Consider the following 19,157-nt stretch of genomic DNA (forward strand, 5'->3'; position numbering starts at 1 on the left):
TCAGGCCATGCGCTCGATGCGCCAGCCGGTCTGCCTCAGGGCCAGCGCGAGCGCATCGGCCAGCGTGGCCTTGGTCTGCACGCCCTGCAGGTCGATGCCCAGGTGCACGATGGTCTGGGCGATCTGCGGCCGGATGCCACTGATGATGCAGTCGGCGCCCATCAGGCGGATCGCGGTCACGGTCTTGAGCAGATGCTGGGCGACCAGGGTGTCGACCGTGGGCACGCCCGTGATGTCGATGATCGCGATGCCGGAGCCGGTCTCGACGATGCGCTGCAGCAGCGCCTCCATCACCATCTGCGTGCGGCCGCTGTCGAGCACGCCGATCATCGGCACGGCCAGCACGCCTTCCCACAGCTTCACGACCGGGGTCGAGAGTTCGAGCAGTTCCTCCTGCTGGCGGCGGATGATGTCCTCGCGAGCCTGCTGGAAAGTGGTCACCGTGTGCTGCGCGAGCTTGTCGACCGAGGCCGACAGGGTCCACAGCGCGCTGGCCAGCGCGGCGGGATCCTTCGCCAGCCGGCGCTGCAGCGCATCGAACAGCGGCTTCTTGAGCGCCAGCACGAACAGGCTGGTGTCGCCGGCCGACTCGCCCTTGGCCGCGCGCGTACGCGAGAGGTTGGCCAGCGTGTCGCGCAGCGGTGCCCATTCGGCCGCCTCGAAGCGCGCGGCGTCGCCGCCCGCGGCCAGAACGCCGTCGAGCTGGCGCAGCAGCTCGCCGCCCTCGGCCTTGGCGGAGCGACGCGCCCCCGGTTCGCTCACGCGGGCTTCGTCCAGCCAGCCCTCGAGGACGTCGTTCTCTTCCTCGCGCAGCGTCGCGCGCAACGCTTCATGGTCGTTCTTCATGGATTTCCTCTCGGTATTTGCACGGTTCGCGGTCCCACCACCGACCGCCCGTGCATTCGATCATGCACGCGGCGGCTCCCTTCCCTAATTTGAGTATTTGGTTCGCGTCGGGGATCGTAGCCGTCGGCGGACCGCGCCGACGAAGCTGCATCAGTCAAGCGATGCCGCATCCTCGTGTAGGTCGTATCCCACATATAGGATGGGTGAGGCGATCTTCGACTGGGCCCGGTTTCGCGCCGGCGCGCAATGTCTTTTGACATAGCGGCGGGCTTCTTGTTGCCACGGTGTGGGATCCAGGCCGCGCTGCGTATCCATTCGTACGCCGACGTACTGCTTGCGCCTACATGAGCGACGCCCGGGCACGAGACAATCGCGCCATGGTGGAGATCAGCAACATGGACATGGATGCACTGGCCGCAGAGGCTGCGGAATGGCGCCGTCGCGCCCTGCGCGGCGACGCGCGCGCACGCGGCATGGCGCATGAACTCGAGCGCACGTTGCGCCGTCACCTGCCCTCGATGCCGGTGGCGGGCCTGGAGCTCGACACCCGCCCGCTCGAACTCCGCAAGCCGCCACCGCGCTGGTGGAAGCTCTGGTAGGCAGGGCGCGCGCCCTGCCGTCCATCGGGCTCCTTCAGTTCTTTCCCAGGGCCGCGACCACCGCGTCGCCCATTTCCTCGGTGCCCACGCGCGTGCTGCCAGCCTGGTAGATGTCGCCGGTGCGCAGGCCATCGGCCAGCACGCGGCGCACCGCCTGCTCCACGCGATCGGCGTTCGCCGCCTGGCCGAACGAGAAGCGCAGCATCATCGCCATCGACAGGATCGCGGCCAGCGGGTTCGCGAGGTTGCGCCCGGCGATGTCGGGCGCGGTGCCGTGCACCGGCTCGTACAGGCCGAAGCTGCCGGCCGCCATCGAGGCCGAGGGCAGCATGCCGATCGAGCCCGTGAGCATCGCGGCCGCGTCGGACAGGATGTCGCCGAAGATGTTGCCGGTGACGATCACGTCGAACTGCCTGGGCGCGCGCATCAGCTGCATGGCCGCCGCGTCGACGAACAGGTGCGTGAGCTCCACGTCGGGATACTCGGCGCCCACGCGCGTGACCACCTCGCGCCACAACTGCATCACCTCGAGCACGTTGGCCTTGTCGACCGAGCACAGCCGGCCCTTGCGCGCGCGCGCCGTGCGGAAGGCCACGTGCGCGATGCGCTCGACCTCGGGCTCGGAATAGCGCATGGTGTTGAAGGCCTCGCGCTCGCCCGCGGCATTGACGCCGCTGCCGCGCGGCTCGCCGAAGTACACGTCGCCCGTGAGCTCGCGCAGGATCAGGATATCGAGCCCCTCGACCACCTCGGGCTTGAGCGTGGAGGCGCCGATCAGTTCGGGGAACAGGAAGGCCGGCCTGAAGTTCGCGAACAGGCCCAGTTCCTTGCGCAGGCGCAGCAGGCTCGCGCCGGGCCGCATCATGAACGGGATGGCCTCGTCGCCGGGCATGCCGGCCGAGCCGAACAGGATGGCGTCGGCCTTGCGCGCGATCTCGCTGGTGGCCGCGGGCAGCGGGTCGCCCGCGCTGTCGATGCCGGCCTGGCCAATGGCGGCATGCGCGAGTTCCAGCGGCTGGCCCGTGCCCACCACGGCCTTCAGCACCTTCAATGCCTGGGCGGTCACCTCGGGGCCAATGCCGTCGCCCGGCATCACTGCGATCTTCATGTCTGGGAACCTTTTCTAGCTGTTCAGAGGGAGGAATGGGACAGCGCGGCCTCGGCGGCGCGGCGCCGCTCGAAGTCCTCGATGCGCGCGCGCTGGGTCAGCGTGTAGTCGATCTCGTCGAGGCCCTCGAGCAGGCAATGCCGCGCGAAGGGATCGACGGCGAAGGACTCGACCTCTCCACCGGGCCGCGTGACGGTCTGCGCGCGCAGGTCCACGCGCAGGCGCGCGCCGGGCGCTGCGGCGAGTTCGGCCAGCATCGACTGCACCGTGTCTTCGGGCAGGCGCACGGGCAACAGGCCGTTCTTGAGCGCGTTCGAGAAGAAGATGTCGCCGAAGCTCGGCGCGATCACGGTGCGAAAGCCGCCGTCGTGCAACGCCCACACCGCATGCTCGCGCGAGGAACCGCAGCCGAAGTTGCGGCCCGCGACCAGGATGCGCGCCCGCGCGTACACCGGATCGTTGAGCACGAAGTCGCCGCGGCGCGCGCCCGCGGCATCGTGGCGCACGTCGTGGAACAGGTAGTCGCCGAAGTCGTCCGAGCGCGGCTTCTGCAGGTAGAGCGCGGGCACGATCTGGTCGGTGTCGACATTGATGCGCGCGAGCGGCGCGGCGACCGCGTCGAGGGAGGTGAAGGCTTCCATGGGTTCGGGGCGTGGGTTCGTGGCAGCGGCGCTTCAGCGCGCCGGCGGGATCGCGCGCACGTCGGTCAGCCGGCCGGTGATGGCGGCGGCCGCGGCCATCGCCGGGCTCATCAGGTGGGTGCGCGAGCCCGGCCCCTGGCGGCCGACGAAGTTGCGGTTCGAGGTCGAGGCGCAGCGCTGGCCCGCGGCCACCTGGTCGCCATTGGTGCCCAGGCACATCGAGCAACCGGCATGGCGCCATTGCAGGCCGGCGTCGCGGAACACCGCGTCGAGCCCCTCGGCCTCGGCCTGCTGCTTGACGAGCCCCGAACCGGGCACGACCCAGGCTTCGACGCCTTCGGCCACGCGCCGGCCGCGCACCACCTCGGCGGCGCTGCGCATGTCCTCGATGCGGCCGTTGGTGCACGAGCCGATGAAGACCCGGTCGACCGCGAGATCGGTCAGCGCCTGGCCCGGTGCCAAGCCCATGTAGGCGAGCGTGCGCTGCATCGCCTCGCGCCGTTCGGCGCTGGCCGCCTGCGCGGGATCGGGCACGCGGCCGGTGATCGGCAACGCGTCCTCGGGGCTGTTGCCCCAGGTGACCATGGGGGCGATGTCGGCCGCCGACAGGCGCACCTCGCTGTCGAAGGCCGCGCCCTCGTCGCTCGGCAGCCGGCGCCAGGCGGCCAATGCCGCGTCCCAGGCAGCACCGCGCGGCGCCTCGGGACGGCCGGCCAGCCATTCGAAGGTGGTGTCGTCGGGCGCGACCATGCCCGCGCGCGCGCCGGCCTCGATCGACATGTTGCACACCGTCATGCGGCCCGCCATCGAGAGCGCGCGGATCGCCTCGCCCGCGTACTCGATCACGTGGCCGGTACCGCCGGCGGCGCCGATGCGCGCGATCACGGCCAGGATGACGTCCTTGGCCGACATGCCTTCGCCGAGCCGGCCGTCGATGCTCACGCGCAGCGTGCGCGGCCTGCGCTGCCACAGCGTCTGCGTGGCCAACACGTGCGCCACTTCCGAGGCGCCGATGCCGAAGGCCAGCGCGCCGAGCGCCCCGTGCGTGGCCGTGTGGCTGTCGCCGCAGACGATCACGCTGCCCGGCAGGCTCAGGCCTTGCTCCGGGCCGACCACGTGCACGATGCCCTGGCGGATGTCTTCGAGGCCGAAGAAGCGGATGCCCGCGGCCGCGCTGTCGTCGTGCAGCGCCTGCGCCATCGCGCGCTTCTCGGCATCGGCGATGTCGGCCAGCACGCGCGAGCCGGTGGGCACGTAGTGGTCGGGCGTGGCGAAGGCGCGCTCGGGCCGGCGCACCGGCAGCTGCCGCTGGCGCAGCATCTCGAAGGCCGGCGCGGAGCCGTCCTGCACCAGGTGGCGGTCGACGTACAGCAGGCTCTGGCCGTCGTCGCGCTGCATCACGACATGCGGCTCCCAGATCTTGTCGAACAGGGTGCGGGGAGCGGAGGAAGCGGACATGGGATCGTCGGAAGGGTGGGAAGAAGAGAGGACAGGGCCAGGGTTCAATCGAGCTTCACGCCCGAGATGCGCACGATCTCGGCATACCGCCTGGTCTCGCTGGCCATGAAGCGGCCGTACTCCTCGGGCGTGCCGCCGCCGACCTCGGCGCCGAAGGCCAGCATGCGCTTCTGGAACTCGGGCGACTTGAGCACCGCGTTGGCCTCGGCATTGAGCTTGGCGATGATGGCCTTGGGCGTGCCGGCCGGCGCCGACAGGCCATACCACGAGGAGGCATAGACGCCGGGCAGCCCCACCTCGTCGAAGGTGGGCACGTCGGGCAGCGCGGGGTTGCGCTTCTTCGAGGCCACCGCGAGCGCGCGCATCTTGCCGCTGGCGACGAAGGGCAGGCAGGTGGTGGTGTCGAGCATCAGCGAGACATGGCCCGCCGCGAGGTCGGCCTCGGCCGGCGCCGTGCCCTTGTAGGGCACGTGCACGATGTCGATCTTGGCCGCGCTGGCGAACTGCACCGCCGCCAGGTGCTGCGAGGAACCGATGCCGCCCGAGGCGTAGTTGAGCTTGCCGGGATTGGCGCGCGCGGCGTCGATCACGTCCTTGGCGGTCTTGAACGGCGAGTCGCCGGGCACCACCAGGATGTTCGGCACCGCCGACACGTAGATCACCGGTTCGAAGTCCTTGACCGGATCGAAACCGAGCTTGCTGTAGAGGCTGGCATTGACCGCGTTCGGGCTGATCGAGGACATCAGCAGGTTGTAGCCATCGGGTTTCTGCCGCGCCGCGAGCTCGGTGCCGATGTTGCCGCCGGCGCCCGCGCGGTTGTCGATCACGAAGGGATGGCCGAGCCGGTGGCCGAGCATGTCGGACACGATGCGTGCCGTGGTGTCGACGCCGCCGCCCGCGGGCCAGGGCACCATGAGCTTGATCGGCTGGCTGGGGTAGTTGGCGGCCGCGTCCTGGGCCGGCGCCAGCGTGGGGCCGAAACCCGCGAACAGCACCGCGGCCATCGTGCAGGCATGCAGTTTCTTCATCATTGCGCGTCTCCTGTCTTGTAGTGGCCGCATCCTAGGCCCGCAGAGGAAGGCGCCGCAATCACAATTAACGCATGCAGGCATGAGCTAAAGTCAGACCCCATGACACGCCGCCTGCCACCGCTCAATGCCTTGCGCGCCTTCGAGGCCGCCGCGCGCTGCGGCAACTTCACGCGCGCCGCGCACGAGCTCTGCGTGACCCAGGGCGCGGTGAGCCGGCACATCGCCACGCTGGAGGACTGGCTCAAGGTGCAGCTGTTCGAGCGCGGGCGCCACGGCATCCGGCTCACGCCCGCGGGCCAGAGCTACCACGCGAGCATGCGGGTGGCCTTCGACCAGATCGAGCTCGGCACGCGGCAGCTTCAGCAGAGCCCCGACGAATGGCTGCTGCGCATCAAGCTGCCGCCCACCTTCGCGATCCGCTGGCTGATTCCGCGGCTGGCGCGCTTCCACGCCAGGCATCCGCGCATCGACGTGCAGATCACCACCTCGCACAAGCCCACCGACTTCGAGCGCGACGACGTGGACGTGAGCATCCACTCCGAGCCCAGCCCGCCCGAGGGGCCGGGCTACCGGCTGCTGTTTCGCGAGACGCTGCTGCCGGTGTGCGCGCCGGCTCTGCTGCAGCGCGATCCGCCGCTGGCGCAACCGGCCGACCTCGCGCAGCACGCGCTGCTGAGTTCGCTGAACCGGCCGCAGGACTGGCCGGCCTGGCTCGAGGCCGCGGGCCTGAGCGGCGTCGATACCCACCGCGGCCTCAAGTTCGAGAACGCCGCAATGGCCTACCAGGCGGCGGCCGAGGGGCTGGGCGTGATGATGGGTCTGCTGGCCTTCGTGCGCGACGACCTCGCGAGCGGCCGGCTGGTGGCGCCGCTCGCGCTGCGGCTGCCGACCGAGGGCGGCTACTTCATGGCCTGGCGCGCCGACCGGCCGGTGCCGCAGCGGGTGCGCGACTTCGAGCACTGGATGGCCGAGGAAGTGGCGGCCGCCGAAGGCTGAAACAAGGGTTCCGACCGGGCCGCGGGCTTTCCCCGATGCGCCGCGGCGGCCATGCGGCCAAAAATGACTACGTATTCATGAATACGTACCCAAAGACGACTCCACCATGACACTACACATCCAGAAACTCCCTTCGGTGCTGGGCGCCGAGGTGACCGGCATCAGCCTGCGCACCCTGACCGACCCCGACACGCTCGCGCAGCTGCGCGCCGGCATGGACGAACACGCGGTGCTGGTCTTTCGCGACCAGCCGCTCGAGAACGAGGAGCAGCTCGCCTTCGCCGAGCGCTTCGACGGCACGCTGCACAGCAAGACCTCGGTCGCCGTGCTCGCCAAGAACCGCTTCGGCAACGAGGCCCTGACCGACATCTCCAACGTCGGCGCCGACGGCCAGATCCTGCCGGCCGACCACCGGCTGCGCATGAGCACCATCAGCAATCGGCTGTGGCACACCGACGCCTCGTTCGAGAACCCGCCCGGGCGCTACTCGATGCTGTCGGCGCGCGTGGTGCCGCCGGTGCGGGCCGACACCGAGTTCGCCGACATGCGCGCCGCCTACGACGCGCTCGACGACGCGACGAAGGCCGCCATCGAAGGGCTGCAGGTCTTCCATTCGATCGCCTACTCGCGCCAGATCATGGGCTTCGAGTTCTCCGAGGAAGAGAAGCAGCGGCTCAAGGGCGCGGTGCATCCGCTGGCGCGCACCCTGCCGCGCACCGGGCGACGCTCGCTCTACCTCGCCTCGCATGCCTCGCACATCGTCGACATGGCCGTGCCCGAGGGCCGGCTGATCCTGCGCGACCTCAGCGAGCATGCGACGCAACCGCAGTTCATCTACCGACACGAATGGCGGGTGCACGACTTCGTGATCTGGGACAACCGCACCACCATGCACCGCGCGCGGCCCTTCGACGACAAGAAGTACCGGCGCGAGCTGCGGCGCACCACGACGCTGGACCTGCCGCTGCCCGCGGCCTCGCCCTCGGCGGTGGCCGCATGAAGGCCCGCTCCCTGTGGCGCGCCGCGGGCCTGTGCGTGGCCTCGCTCGCGTTCTCGGCCGCCGCGCTGGCCCAGGCCTGGCCGGCCAAGCAGCCCGTGCGCTTCGTCGTGCCCTACCCGCCCGGCGGCGCCTCCGACGTGACCGCGCGCCTGCTCAGCGTGAAGCTCACCGAGGCGCTGGGCCAGGCCTTCGTGGTCGAGAACCGGCCCGGTGCCAACGGCCTGATCGCGCTCGAGTACGTCGCCAAGTCGGCGCCCGACGGCTACACCATCCTGATGGCCAACCTCGGACCCAACGCGATCAACCCGGCCGTCTACCGCAAGCTGCCCTACGACGCGATCAAGGACTTCACGCCGATCACGCTGACCTCGGTGGTGCCGCTGGTGGTGCTGGTGCAGCCCTCGATGCCGGTGAACTCGATGAAGGAGCTGATCGCCTATGCCAAGGCGCATCCCGACAAGCTGACCTATGCCTCGGCCGGCAACGGATCGGCCAACCATCTCGCGGGCGAGATGATGAAGTCGATGGCGAACTTCAAGATGGTCCACGTGCCCTACAAGGGCGATGCGCCCGGCCTGCAAGACACCATCGCGGGCAACGTGAGCGTGATCTTCCCGACCGTGATCGGCGGCATGTCGCAGATCAAGAGCGGGCTGCTCAAGCCGATCGCGGTGACCGGCGCCAAGCGCTCGTCGGCGCTGAGCTCCGTGCCCACGGTGGCCGAAGGCGGCATCCCGAACTTCGAGGCCAACTCGTGGGGCGGCGTGATGGGTCCGGCCAACCTGCCGCCCGAGATCGTCGCGCGGCTCAACACCGAGATCGTGAAGATCCTCAAGCAGCCCGAGACGGCCGCCAAGCTCACGTCGATGGGCGCCGACATCGTCGGCTCGACGCCCGAGGAGTTCGCGAGCTACCTGAAGAACGAGGTCGCGAAGTGGGGCAAGGTGGCCCACGAGAACAACATCACGTTGGACTGAGCCGCGAGGCGTCGATCAGCCGGCCGTGCCCCGCACGATGAACGCGTGCGGCAGCACCACGCGTGCTGGCTCCATCTGCTGGTTGTCGAGCCGCGCGCACAGCCGCGCGACGGCGGCCTCCACCATCGCCTCGCGCGACTGCGAGACCGTCGTGAGCGCGATGCTGTCCCAGGCGGCCATCGGCACGTCGTCGTGGCCCACCACCCAGACGTCGCGCGGCACCGCGAGCCCCCGCGAGCGCACGCCGTCGAGCGCGCCGATCGCCACGATGTCGTTGACGCCGAAGATCGCATCGACGCGGCCCGACTGCAGGATCGCACGCGCCGCATCCTGGCCCGCGGCATAGGAGAACTTCGGCACCCGCGCCACCGCGCCCGGGCTCAACGCGACGCCGCGCCGCGCGAGCTCCTCGACGAAGCCCTGCTCGCGCTCGCGCAAGGTGCTCGGCAGGTCGTGGCCCGAGATCAGGCCGATACGCGTGCGCCCATGGTCCACGAAGAAGCCCGCGGTCGAGGCGCCGCTCGCGCGGTTGTCGCTCGAGAACTGGTCGAAGGCATCCGAGCCCACGGTGCGGTGCAGCAGCACCAGCGGCACCTTCTGCGCGATGCGCTCGAGCAGCGGCAGCGAGGCCTCGGTGGCCGTGGTGGTGATGACGCCGTCCACGCCGCTCTCGACCATCACGCGCATGGTCGCGTCGCTGAAGTCTTCTTCCTCGTAGACCGAGGCCGAGAGGCCGCGCTTGCGCAGCGCCGCCGAGAGCAGCTGCAGCATCGCCGGGTAGAGCGGATTGACCGCGAGATTGGCGACCACCAGCGCGATGATGCCGGTGCGCCTGGTGCGCATCCAGCGCGCGGCCGCGTTGGGCGCATAGCCCGATTGCGCGATCGCATCGAGCACCGCCTGGCGCGTGGCCGGCTGCACCAGCGGCGAGTTCTGCAGCACGCGCGACACCGTCGCCTGCGACACCCCCGCGAGCCGCGCGACGTCCCTGCTGGTGGGCCTGCCGCCGGAACCGATCATGAAGAAGCCGCTGGAGATGCCATGCGGCGATTCTAGGATGGCGTGCCGACGCGCCGCCCCTCGCAGCCCGGCCCGCGACGGCCTCAGAGATCGAGCGTCAACACCTCGCCGAGCGCGCGCGAACAGCACGGCAGGAACTGGTCGTGCAGCGCCTGCTCCTGCGCCGTGAGAAAGGCATCGCGGTGCTCGACCCGGCCCTCGAGCACCGGTGTGAGGCAGCTTCCGCAGACCCCTTGCTCGCAGGACGATGCGATCCCGATGCCCTCGCGCCGCAGCGCCTGCAGCGCCGTCTCGTTGGCCGCGACGGCGATGCGCCTGCCGCTGCGTGCCGCGACCAGTTCGAAGCCGCGATCGCCTTGGGCTGCCGCCACGGGCTGGAAGGACTCGTGGTGCAACCTGCGCTCGTCCCAGCCCGCGGCCTTCGCGGTACGCAGCACATGATCCATGAAGCCCCGCGGGCCGCAGACATAGAGCCGCGCGTCGCCGGGCCGGCCGGCCAGCAGCCGCGCGGCATCGAACGCCCTCTCGTCGTCCGGATGCAAGTGCACTGCGTGCGCGAACGGCGAACGCAGCAGCTCGTCGACGAAGGCCATGGCGCCGCGCGAGCGCGCGCAGTAGTGCAGCTCGAATGGCGAGCCGGCCGCATGCAGTGCCGCCGCCATGCTCAGCAGCGGCGTGATGCCGATGCCGCCCGCGACGAGCAGCGACCATGGGCTTTGCGGCTGCAGCGGGAACAGGTTCCTCGGTACCGAGATCCGCAGCGCGCTGCCCGCCTGCAGCCGCGCGTGCACCGCCTCGGAGCCGCCGCGCGAGGCGGCGGTCTTCAGCACCGCGATGCGATAGCGCGCGGGCGCCGCGCACGGCGCGCCGAGCAGCGAGTACTGCCGCACGAAGCCATCGACATGCACGTCGATGTGGGCCCCGGCATCGAAGGCCGGCAGCGGCGTGCCGTCGCGCGCCTCGATCTCGAGGGCGCAGATGTCCGGCGCCACGCTCGCGCGCGCGGCGATGCGCGCCTCGATCGGCCGCGTGCCGGTCATTCGGCTTGCACGGCGTTCGACAGGATGCCCACGCCGTCCACCTCGATCTCCACCACGTCGCCGGCGCGCAGGTACAGCGGCGGCTGGCGCTTGAAGCCCACGCCGCCGGGCGTGCCGGTCACGATCACGTCGCCCGGCTCGAGCGCGGTGAAGGTCGAGATGTAGGCGATCAGGGTGGGCATCGGGAAGATCAGCTGCGCGGTCGTCGCCTGCTGCACCACCTCGCCGTTGAGCCGCGTGGCCAGTCCCAGTTCCTGCCCATCGGCGATCTCGCCGCGCGTGACCATCCAGGGCCCGAAGCCTCCCGTGGCGGGAAAGTTCTTGCCCGGCGTCCACTGCGTGGTGTGGGCCTGCCAGTCGCGCACCGAGGCATCGTTGTAGGGCGCATAGCCGGCCACGTGCGTCCAGGCATCCTGCTCGCGGATGCGCCGGCCGCCGCGGCCGATGACGATCGCGATCTCGCCCTCGTAGTCGAGGCAGGTGGATTCGCGCGGCAGCACGATCGGCTGGCCGTGGCCGACCTGGGAGGACGCCACGCGCAGGAACACGGTCGGCTGGCCGGTCTTCTCGCGCCGCGCCTCGACGCGGTGCTCCTCGTAGTTGAGGCCGATGCAGAAGATGCGCGGCGCGTCGGGCACGACCGGCAGCAGCGTCACCTCGCCGAGCGCGACGCCGGGGACGGCGCTCCTGGCCAAGGCCTCGATCGCGGGCAGGTCCAGTTGGGCGAGCGCGCTGCGCAGCGTGGGACAGCGCCCCTGCGACGCGGCCTGCAGGTCGACGATGCGTTCATCGACGAGCGCGCCCCAGCGCGCCCGTCCCTGGTGGGAATAGCTCAGAAGTTTCATGACGGAAGACGGCCCCCTGACGAGGGGCGGGTGGAAGAAAAAACGGAAGAGGCGTCGCGCTCAGTCGGCCGTGACGCCGGCCGACTTCACGATGCGCCCCCACTTGTCGTACTCGGCCAGGAAGTAGCTCCTGAACTGCTCGGGCGTGCCGCCGCGCACGCTCGCGCCCTGCGAGGCCAGCGTCTCCTGCAGCTCCTTCTCGCCGAGCGCCGCGTTGACCGCGGCCGAGAGCTTGTCGATGACGGGCCGCGGCGTGCCGGCCGGCGCCAGCAGCCCGAACCAGGTGCCGGCCTCGAAGCCCGCGACGCCGGCCTGCTGCATGGTCGGCACCTGCGGGAACTGCGGCGAGCGCTCGGTGGAAGTGATCGCGAGCGCGCGCAGCTTGCCGGCCTTGACCAGCGGCGCCGAGGTGCTGAAGACGTCGAACATCAGGTCGATCTGCCCCGCCACCAGGTCGACCAGCGCGGGCCCGCTGCCCTTGTAGGGCACGTGCACCATGTCCACGCCGGCCAGCGTCTTGAAGTATTCGCCGGCCAGGTGCGCGGCACTGCCGTTGCCGAAGGATCCGTACGACAGCTTGCCGGGGTTGGCCTTGGCCTGCGCGATCAACTCGGCCACGCTGTCGGCCTTGAGGCCCGGCTTCACGGCCAGCAGCAGCGGTTGCGTGGCCACCAGCGCGATCGGCTCGAAGGACTTAACCGGGTCGTAGCTCAGCTTCGCATAGGTGTGCGGCGTCACCGTGAGCGGACCCGCGGCGCTGAACAGCAGCGTGTAGCCATCGGCCGATGCCTTGGCCACGAAGTCCTGGCCCAGGGTGCCCCCGGCGCCCGCGCGGTTCTCGACCACCACGGCCTGCCCGAGCCGTTCGGACAGCGACTTGGCCATGAGCCGCCCCGTCTGGTCGGTCGAGCCGCCGACCGCGTAGGGAATGATCAGCTTGATGGGTTTGGACGGGTAGGTGCTCGCATGGACGGTGGCGGCACCGACCAGCGCGCAGGCCGCGAACGCCAGCGCGGCGGACCAGCGGAACTTCTTCAGGGGGTTCATCGTGTCTTGTCTCCAGGATTTCTTGTCGGGAACGGGGAAGCGGAAAAAGCTAGCGAGCGCTGGCGGCCTCCTCGGCGCTCGATGCGCCCGGCGCCGCCGCGATGCGGCCGACGGTGTCGCCGAAGCGCTCGAGCATCACCTGCTCGAAGGACACGCCCTCGGAAGCGAACCAGCTTCCCGAGCGCAGCCGGTAGGCCTCGTGCCGCAGCGGCGCCTTGGGCTCGATGCCGCGCGCCAGTGCCTTCGCACCCGTGAGCACGGTGCGGCGAAAGCGCACCACGGCGGCATCGGAGGCCGAGAGGTGCTCCTGCGTGCGATCCGCGATGCGGCCCTGGCTGTCCTGGATCATCGCGTCCTGCTCGGCCACGCCGCGCACGCCGGTAAAGCTGATGTGCTTCTGGTGGACGCGATCGATCAGGTATTCGTTGGAGCGGTTGCGGATCGGAATGAAGTCCGCGTCCACCTCCGCGATCACGCCGTGGCCTTCCTTGAACTTCGCGACCTCCTCCTCGCCGAGCGGGCGATCCGGGTTCCACGCATAGGTGTAGATCCAGCAGTTCTCGTCGTCGATCGGCACCCAGGTGTAGCCGAAGTGGGTCTCGCCGGGCAGCGTGGAGGGCGTGGTGCTGTGCGAGGGCAGCGCGAACTGCGCGCTGCGCCAGTAGCGCACGCCATCGTCGGCGCGGCGCGCGCCACCCACGACGAAGCCGACCTCGTGCTCGAGGATCGAGAACAGCGGCAACGGATCCTCGCGGATCCAGCGCAGGCGCTTCTCGTCGGCCGGCGCATCGGGGTTCGCGTTCGAGGGCACGCCCGGCGCCGGCATGTGCAGGAACGAGAAGTGCGAGGTATCGAGCGCGCCCTCGATCGATTGCGCCCAATTGCATTCCTGCAGCTTCTTGGTGACGTAGCGGTGCGACTCCGGCAAGGCCGCGAACTCGAGCTGCGGCAGTTCGGGCAGTTCGCGCTCCCAAGGATCGGGTCCCATGTAGGCCCAGACCACGCCGCCGTGCTCGCGCGTCGGGTAGGCCTTGAGCCGCAGCGTCTGGTGGTAGCTCGCGCCGGGCGGCACGTTGGGCAGCTCCACCGGGCGCCCCTGCAGGTCGAACTGCCAGCCATGGAACACGCAGCGGATCGCGCAGTTCTCGTTGCGTCCGAAGTACAAGTCCGCGCCGCGGTGCGGGCAGCGTGCGTCGACCAGTCCGACCACGCCCTCGCTGTTGCGGAAGGCCACCAGCCTCTCGCCCATGATGTTCACGCGCATCGGCGCGCCGTCGCGCTCCGGCAGTTCGCGCGACAGCGCCACGGGCTGCCAGAAGCGGCGGAAGAACTGGCCCATCGGTGTCTGGGCCCCGGTGCGGGTGAGCATGTCGTTGTCGGCGGCGCTGAGCATCGCGGTCGTCTCCTCGTGGTTGTGTTCAGTGCGCGGCCGCTGGCGTGCGCGGATCGCGGATGCCGTGATCGGCGGCCCATTGCAGCGTGTCGAGCGTGTGGCCCGAAGGCGCGTACTCGCAGCCGATCCATCCCTCCCAACCCATCTGCTCGATCAGTTCGAACAGGTAGGGGAAACGGATCTCGCCGGTGCCCGGTTGGTTGCGGCCCGGCACGCTGCCGACCTGGATGTGACCGATGTGAGGCCATGCGGCCTTCAGACGTTCGGCGATGGCACCTTGCTCCGTCTGGATGTGGAAGGTGTCGAAGCACAGCTTCACGTTCCCGCGGCCCAGCGCCTCGACCACCGCCACGCCCTCCTCGATGCGGTGATAGAGGAAGTCGGGAAAGCGCGCGCGGCAGCAGGGCTCGAGGATCAGCGTGAGCCCGCTGGCGCGGGCCTGGTCGGCGGCCCAGGCGATGTTCTCCTCGAACAGGTCCATGCAGCGGGCGCGGTCCATGTCCGGCCCGATGTTGCCGGGCATCACGTGGATCATCGGACCGCCCACCTGCGCCGCGTAGTCGATCGCGGTGTGGATGCTCTGCCGGAAGCGCGCCTCGAGTCCCGGCAGCGCCGCGTAGCCGCGCTCGCCGGCGTCCCAGTCGAAGGGCGAGAGGATCTGCACCAGCGCAAGCCCGTTGGCCTCGAGCCGGGCCGCGATCTCGCGTGCCGGGTACTCGTAGGGAAAGGCCACCTCCACGCCGCGGAAGCCGGCCCTGGCGGCTGCCTCGTAACGCTCGAGCATCGGGTATTCGGTGAACAGCCACCGCAGGTTGGGATCGAATCGCAGCATCGTGGAATCGCTTCGTGTTGGTCTCGGATGAAGGGCATCGTAGGTAGCGGGTATTGCTAAGACAAGCTAGACTTTTTTAGGCCCTGTTGAGCTTGTCTTATGAATATCGGAAACGTGTCCCTGCGCCAGTTGCGCGCCTTCGTCGCCATCGCCGATGCCGGCAGCTTTGCCGCGGCGGCGCGCCGGCTCCATCTCACGCCTTCTGCGCTGAGCCTCTTGATCCGCGATCTCGAACGCAACGTGGGGGTGCGACTGTTCGACCGCACGACGCGGTCGACCGCCCTCGCGCTGGCGGGCAGCGAGTTCTATCCGCTCGCGCGGCAGGTGCTCGACGATCTCTCGCGCGCGCTCGAGAGCACGCAGGACCTCGAGCAGAAGAAGCGCGGCACAGTGCGCATCGCCTGCACGCCGCTCTATGCGGCGACGACGCTGCCCGAAATGATCCATCGCTACCGCCGCCGGTATCCCGCGATCGCGGTCTACGTGCTCGATTCGCTGAACCAGCAGGCGACCGCGCGGGTCGTGAGCGGCGAGGCCGACCTCTGCATCGCGCCGCAGCGCCCGACGCCGCCCGAATTGCTGCAGCAAAGCCTGATGCGCGATCGCATCCGGCTGGTGTGCCCGGGCGACCATGCGCTGGCCGCGCGCGCCCGCGTGAGCTGGGCGCAGGCGCTGCAGCATCCGTTCGTGAGCCTCACGCCCGACTTCACGAACCGGCTGCAGGCCGATCTGTTCAAGCACTCGGATGCGCTGGCGCTGCATCCGGCGCACGAGGTGTCGTTCATCACCACCGCGCTCGGCATGGTGCGCGGCGGCTTCGGCATCACGGCCCAGCCCAGCCGCGTGCTGCCGATGCTCGAATCCTTCGGCCTGGTGTCGCGGCCGCTGACCTCACCGACGGTGGATCGCCACCTGTCGCTGTTCTGCGCGCGGGCCCGCGCACTGTCGCCGGCGGCCGAGAGCTTCAGGGACTTCCTGGTCGGCGAGCTGTCCGATTCACCGGCCGAACTGCGCCCCGGCGCGGGATGAGTCCCGCGCTCAGCGCTCGAGGTAACCGTAGGCCGACAAACAAGCCTTCAGCGGCGCGCTCGCGCCCGTGCCGTACTCGAGCCGCTGCGGCGTGGTCGACTGCCGGTTCTTCTCGTCCTGTTCCGCCAGCGTCTTGCCCACGCGGTACTGGCACAGCAGCATCAGGTTCTCGGGCACCGACACGCCCGCCGCGTTGGTGAAGGACTTGGGCCGGTCCGAGTGGTAGGTCTCGCTAGGTGCCGCGGCCTTCGGCGCATCCTTGGACGGGCCGGACTTCGGCCACAGGCTGCAGCCCGACAGCGCCACGACGATGGCCACGAGGCCGCAAAACTTTGGATGCACTTCGATCTCCTGAGGGGTTGCGAGACGCAACGGCTTGCGCTCCCGCCGGCCACGATGGGGCCGGCGGAATATAGCGGACGCACGGGTCGCGCGCTCGATCGCCCCTTCAGTCCGACAGCGCCCGCATCCGCGCGTACAGGCCGGCCTTGCCCTCGAAGCCGATGCCCGGCAGCGGCGGCAGCGTGACGTGGCCGTTCTCCACCTGCACGCCGTCGGGAAAGCCGCCAAAGGGCTGGAACAGGTCGGGGTAGGACTCGTTGCCGCCGAGCCCCAGGCCGGCCGCGATGTTGAGCGACATCTGGTGGCCGCCATGCGGGATGCAGCGGCTCGCGGACCAGCCGTGCTGCTTGAGCATGTCGAGCGTGCGCAGGTACTCGACCAGGCCGTAGCTGAGCGCGCAGTCGAACTGCAGCCAGTCGCGGTCGGGCCGCATGCCGCCGTGGCGGATCAGGTTGCGCGCGTCCTGCATCGAGAACAGGTTCTCGCCCGTGGCCATCGGCTTGGCGTAGTAGTTGCGCAGCGTGGCCTGCAGCTCGAAGTCGAGCGGATCGCCGGCTTCCTCGTACCAGAACAGGTCGTATTGCGACAGCGCCTTGGCATAAGCGATCGCCGTGTCGAGGTCGAAGCGGCCGTTCGCGTCCACGCACAGCTTCTGGCCGTCCTGCAGCACGCTCAAGATCGAGTCGATGCGGCGCAGGTCCTCGTCGAGCGAGTCGCCGCCGATCTTCTTCTTGACCACGGTGTAGCCGCGGTCGATGTAGCTGCGCATCTCGTCCTTGAGCTTGCCGTGGTCCTGGCCCGGGTAGTAGTAGCCGCCGGCCGCATAGACGAAGACCTTCGGGTTCGGCGTGCCGTTGCCGTAGCGCTCGGCCAGCAGCTGGAACAGCGGCTTGCCCTCGATCTTCGCCACCGCGTCCCACACCGCCATGTCGATGGTGCCGATGGCGACCGAGCGCTCGCCATGGCCGCCGGGCTTCTCGTTCTTGAACATCGCGTCCCACACCTTGTGCGGATCGAGGTTGCGGCCGCTCGCGTCGAGCAGCGTGTCGGGCTCGGCTTCGAGGATGCGCGGAATGAAGCGCTCGCGCATCAGCGTGCCCTGGCCGTAGCGGCCATTGGAATTGAAGCCGTAGCCGACCACCGGCTTGCCGTCGCGGACCACGTCGGTGATCACCGCCACGAGGCTCAGGGTCATCTTGCTAAAGTCGATGTACGCATTGCGGATGGGCGAACTGATCGGAAGGGTCTGTTCGCGGATCTCGACGATCTTCACGGGAGGTCTCCAGGAGCTGAGGAAGACCCGATGGTGGCCGCGCGGCGCCGATCCGGCCAATGCCCTTTTTCTAGACTTCGATGCCTTGAAAGCACCGCCATGAATTTCCTCTGGCTCGACGACTTCCTGGTGCTGGCCGAAACGGGCAACTTCTCGCGCGCGGCCGAGGAGCGCCACCTGACCCAGCCGGCCTTCAGCCGCCGCGTGCGCGCGCTCGAGGAATGGCTGGGCACCGAGCTGTTCGACCGCAGCGGCCAGCCCGCCACGCTCACGCCCGCGGGCGAATGGTTCGGCACGGTCGCGCGTGAACTGCGCGCGCGAGTCGACCGCATTCCCGCCGATGCGCGCGCCGTCAACGAAGCCGATGCCGCGACCCTGCGGCTCGCCGCCACGCATGCGCTCTCGTTCACCTTCCTGCCGCGCTGGCTGCGCACGCTCGAATCGCGCGTGGCACTGGGCCCGGTGCAGCTCATGTCGGACCTGTTGCCGCGCTGCGAGCTGCTGCTGTCGCAGGGCAAGGTGCAGTTCGTGCTGAGCCATGCGCATCCCGAGGCCGCGAACTCTCTCGATAACTCGGGAGCGCTGTCGACGCAGGTTGGCGCCGATGCGCTGGTGCCAGTAAGCGCGCGCGGTGCCAGGGGCCGCGCGCGGCATGTGCTGGGCAAGAGCGCCGCCGCGCCCGTGCCGCTGCTCGCCTACAGCCAGGAATCGGGGCTGGGACGGATCGCGCAAGCGGTGCTTGGCCGCCGGCTCGATGCGCTGGCGCCGAAGGTGGTGTTCACCGCGCACCTGGCCTCGGTGCTGCGGACCATGGCGCTCGATGGGCGGGGGATTGCGTGGCTGCCGAGGACCCTGGTCGACGAGGACATCGCGGCGGGGACGCTGATGCCGGCCGGTGGCGAGGAATGGGTCGTGCCGCTGCAAGTGCGGCTTTATCGCGGGCGCGAGCCGATGGGCACGGCGGTCGAGGCGTTCTGGAAGGCGGCGCATCCCTCCTCGATCACGAGCCTCCGCACCGCACACCCGAACGATCCCGCCACTCCCAAACCACCCACACCAGCAAGGAGACCCGCATGAGAAAGCTCAAGATCATGGAGCACGTATCGCTAGACGGCGTGATCCAGTCCTCCAGCGAGGACGGCTTCCCGCACGGCGACTGGACCGCGCCCTACCGCACGCCCGAGGGCCGCGATCAAGTCCTCACCGCGCATGGCGAACGCTTCGACCTGCTGCTGGGCCGTCGCACCTACGACCTGTGGTCGGACTACTGGCCCAAGGCGCCGGGCGGGCCGATGGCGGACGGCCTGAATGCGGCGACCAAGTACGTCGTGACGCATCGCCCCGACAGCCTGGCCTGGGGTCCGTTCGAAGGCCTCGGGCCGAACATCGCCGAGAGCGTCGGCCGCCTCAAGTCGAGCGCCGGCCCGGACCTCGTGCTCTGGGGCAGCTCCACGCTGACATCGACGCTGCTCGAGCACGGGCTGGTCGACGAGATGATGCTGATCGTCTATCCGGTGCTGCTGGGCACAGGCAAGCGCCTGTTCGCGCAGGGATTGCCGGCGCGCGCCTTCGAGCTGGTCAGAAGCAAGACGACGCCGTCGGGGCTGGTGCTCGGCAGCTACAGGTTCGCTGGTGCTTTGAAGACTTGATGGTCAAGCGGCGCGGCGTTCCGATCGACAA

The 19,157-nt window shown here is 69.7% G+C and carries 20 protein-coding genes; 7 read left to right on the forward strand and 13 right to left on the reverse strand.

Annotation, left to right across the window (positions count from 1 at the left end):
• A complete protein-coding gene (locus KV106_RS36770) occupies nucleotides 1-846 on the reverse strand; it encodes an STAS domain-containing protein (RefSeq protein ID WP_057593891.1) in 846 nt (281 codons plus the stop codon).
• 377 nt (nucleotides 847-1,223) lie between these two features.
• Here KV106_RS36770 and KV106_RS36775 point away from each other — a divergent pair, with 377 nt between their 5' ends.
• Nucleotides 1,224-1,445 carry a hypothetical protein gene (locus tag KV106_RS36775; RefSeq protein ID WP_208513274.1) on the forward strand — a complete coding sequence of 74 codons (222 nt, stop codon included), beginning with the start codon at nucleotides 1,224-1,226 and terminating at the stop codon, nucleotides 1,443-1,445.
• Nucleotides 1,446-1,479: 34 nt separating this feature from the next.
• Here the strand turns inward: KV106_RS36775 and leuB are convergent, their stop codons facing one another.
• The 4 genes from leuB to KV106_RS36795 are packed head-to-tail and all read right to left on the reverse strand — an operon-like array spanning nucleotide 1,480 to nucleotide 5,683.
• A complete protein-coding gene (gene leuB, locus KV106_RS36780) occupies nucleotides 1,480-2,553 on the reverse strand; it encodes a 3-isopropylmalate dehydrogenase (RefSeq protein ID WP_261216867.1) in 1,074 nt (357 codons plus the stop codon).
• Between the two features lie 23 nt (nucleotides 2,554-2,576).
• Complete coding sequence (gene leuD / locus KV106_RS36785; RefSeq protein WP_261216875.1) at nucleotides 2,577-3,194, reverse strand: 3-isopropylmalate dehydratase small subunit; 618 nt, start codon at nucleotides 3,192-3,194, stop codon at nucleotides 2,577-2,579.
• 33 nt (nucleotides 3,195-3,227) lie between these two features.
• A complete protein-coding gene (leuC, locus tag KV106_RS36790; RefSeq protein WP_057593887.1) occupies nucleotides 3,228-4,652 on the reverse strand; it encodes a 3-isopropylmalate dehydratase large subunit in 1,425 nt (474 codons plus the stop codon).
• A 44-nt stretch (nucleotides 4,653-4,696) separates the two neighbouring features.
• Complete coding sequence (locus KV106_RS36795) at nucleotides 4,697-5,683, reverse strand: Bug family tripartite tricarboxylate transporter substrate binding protein (RefSeq protein ID WP_057593886.1); 987 nt, start codon at nucleotides 5,681-5,683, stop codon at nucleotides 4,697-4,699.
• A 99-nt stretch (nucleotides 5,684-5,782) separates the two neighbouring features.
• Between KV106_RS36795 and gcvA the strand changes: the two genes are divergently transcribed.
• The 3 genes from gcvA to KV106_RS36810 all read left to right on the forward strand — a co-directional run bounded on the left by gcvA (nucleotide 5,783) and on the right by KV106_RS36810 (nucleotide 8,656).
• The gene (gene gcvA, locus KV106_RS36800) at nucleotides 5,783-6,679 is read left to right on the forward strand and encodes a transcriptional regulator GcvA (protein ID WP_261216887.1); all 897 of its coding nucleotides are present in this window, start codon (nucleotides 5,783-5,785) and stop codon (nucleotides 6,677-6,679) included.
• 106 nt (nucleotides 6,680-6,785) lie between these two features.
• Nucleotides 6,786-7,679, forward strand: a complete 894-nt coding sequence (locus KV106_RS36805; protein WP_261216888.1) for a TauD/TfdA dioxygenase family protein — start codon at nucleotides 6,786-6,788, stop codon at nucleotides 7,677-7,679.
• Nucleotides 7,676-8,656, forward strand: coding sequence for a tripartite tricarboxylate transporter substrate binding protein (locus KV106_RS36810; protein WP_261216890.1), 981 nt, complete (start codon nucleotides 7,676-7,678; stop codon nucleotides 8,654-8,656). Before KV106_RS36805 ends, KV106_RS36810 begins: the two co-directional genes overlap by 4 nt.
• Before the next feature lie 15 nt (nucleotides 8,657-8,671).
• Here KV106_RS36810 and KV106_RS36815 read toward each other — a convergent pair whose 3' ends face one another.
• The 6 genes from KV106_RS36815 to KV106_RS36840 form a co-directional block, all read right to left on the reverse strand.
• Nucleotides 8,672-9,676, reverse strand: a complete 1,005-nt coding sequence (locus KV106_RS36815; protein WP_261216891.1) for a LacI family DNA-binding transcriptional regulator — start codon at nucleotides 9,674-9,676, stop codon at nucleotides 8,672-8,674.
• A gap of 83 nt (nucleotides 9,677-9,759) precedes the next feature.
• Nucleotides 9,760-10,716 carry a PDR/VanB family oxidoreductase gene (locus KV106_RS36820; RefSeq protein ID WP_261216893.1) on the reverse strand — a complete coding sequence of 319 codons (957 nt, stop codon included), beginning with the start codon at nucleotides 10,714-10,716 and terminating at the stop codon, nucleotides 9,760-9,762.
• On the reverse strand, nucleotides 10,713-11,561 hold the full coding sequence (locus tag KV106_RS36825) for a fumarylacetoacetate hydrolase family protein (protein WP_261216895.1): 849 nt from the start codon (nucleotides 11,559-11,561) through the stop codon (nucleotides 10,713-10,715). The genes KV106_RS36820 and KV106_RS36825 overlap by 4 nt, the downstream gene beginning before the upstream one ends.
• Before the next feature lie 60 nt (nucleotides 11,562-11,621).
• The gene (locus KV106_RS36830) at nucleotides 11,622-12,608 is read right to left on the reverse strand and encodes a Bug family tripartite tricarboxylate transporter substrate binding protein (protein WP_261216897.1); all 987 of its coding nucleotides are present in this window, start codon (nucleotides 12,606-12,608) and stop codon (nucleotides 11,622-11,624) included.
• Between the two features lie 49 nt (nucleotides 12,609-12,657).
• Entirely contained in the window at nucleotides 12,658-14,001 is a 1,344-nt protein-coding gene (locus tag KV106_RS36835) for a Rieske 2Fe-2S domain-containing protein (RefSeq protein ID WP_261216899.1), read from the reverse strand.
• Nucleotides 14,002-14,026: 25 nt separating this feature from the next.
• Nucleotides 14,027-14,833, reverse strand: a complete 807-nt coding sequence (locus tag KV106_RS36840) for a hydroxypyruvate isomerase family protein (RefSeq protein ID WP_261216900.1) — start codon at nucleotides 14,831-14,833, stop codon at nucleotides 14,027-14,029.
• 99 nt (nucleotides 14,834-14,932) lie between these two features.
• Here KV106_RS36840 and KV106_RS36845 point away from each other — a divergent pair, with 99 nt between their 5' ends.
• A complete protein-coding gene (locus KV106_RS36845; protein WP_261216901.1) occupies nucleotides 14,933-15,862 on the forward strand; it encodes a LysR family transcriptional regulator in 930 nt (309 codons plus the stop codon).
• A 9-nt stretch (nucleotides 15,863-15,871) separates the two neighbouring features.
• On the opposite strand, the gene KV106_RS36850 is transcribed toward KV106_RS36845, so the two are convergent.
• Both KV106_RS36850 and KV106_RS36855 read right to left on the reverse strand, forming a co-directional pair.
• On the reverse strand, nucleotides 15,872-16,204 hold the full coding sequence (locus KV106_RS36850) for a hypothetical protein (RefSeq protein WP_261216902.1): 333 nt from the start codon (nucleotides 16,202-16,204) through the stop codon (nucleotides 15,872-15,874).
• Between the two features lie 106 nt (nucleotides 16,205-16,310).
• Nucleotides 16,311-17,477: a mandelate racemase/muconate lactonizing enzyme family protein gene (locus KV106_RS36855; protein ID WP_261216903.1), complete on the reverse strand. Its 1,167-nt coding sequence runs from the start codon at nucleotides 17,475-17,477 to the stop codon at nucleotides 16,311-16,313.
• A 99-nt stretch (nucleotides 17,478-17,576) separates the two neighbouring features.
• Here KV106_RS36855 and KV106_RS36860 point away from each other — a divergent pair, with 99 nt between their 5' ends.
• Nucleotides 17,577-18,554 carry a LysR family transcriptional regulator gene (locus KV106_RS36860; RefSeq protein WP_261216905.1) on the forward strand — a complete coding sequence of 326 codons (978 nt, stop codon included), beginning with the start codon at nucleotides 17,577-17,579 and terminating at the stop codon, nucleotides 18,552-18,554.
• On the forward strand, nucleotides 18,551-19,126 hold the full coding sequence (locus KV106_RS36865; protein ID WP_261216907.1) for a dihydrofolate reductase family protein: 576 nt from the start codon (nucleotides 18,551-18,553) through the stop codon (nucleotides 19,124-19,126). The genes KV106_RS36860 and KV106_RS36865 overlap by 4 nt, the downstream gene beginning before the upstream one ends.
• Nucleotides 19,127-19,157: the final 31 nt, after the last annotated feature.

Source organism: Variovorax endophyticus, assembly GCF_025376855.1.
GTDB lineage: Bacteria > Pseudomonadota > Gammaproteobacteria > Burkholderiales > Burkholderiaceae_C > Variovorax.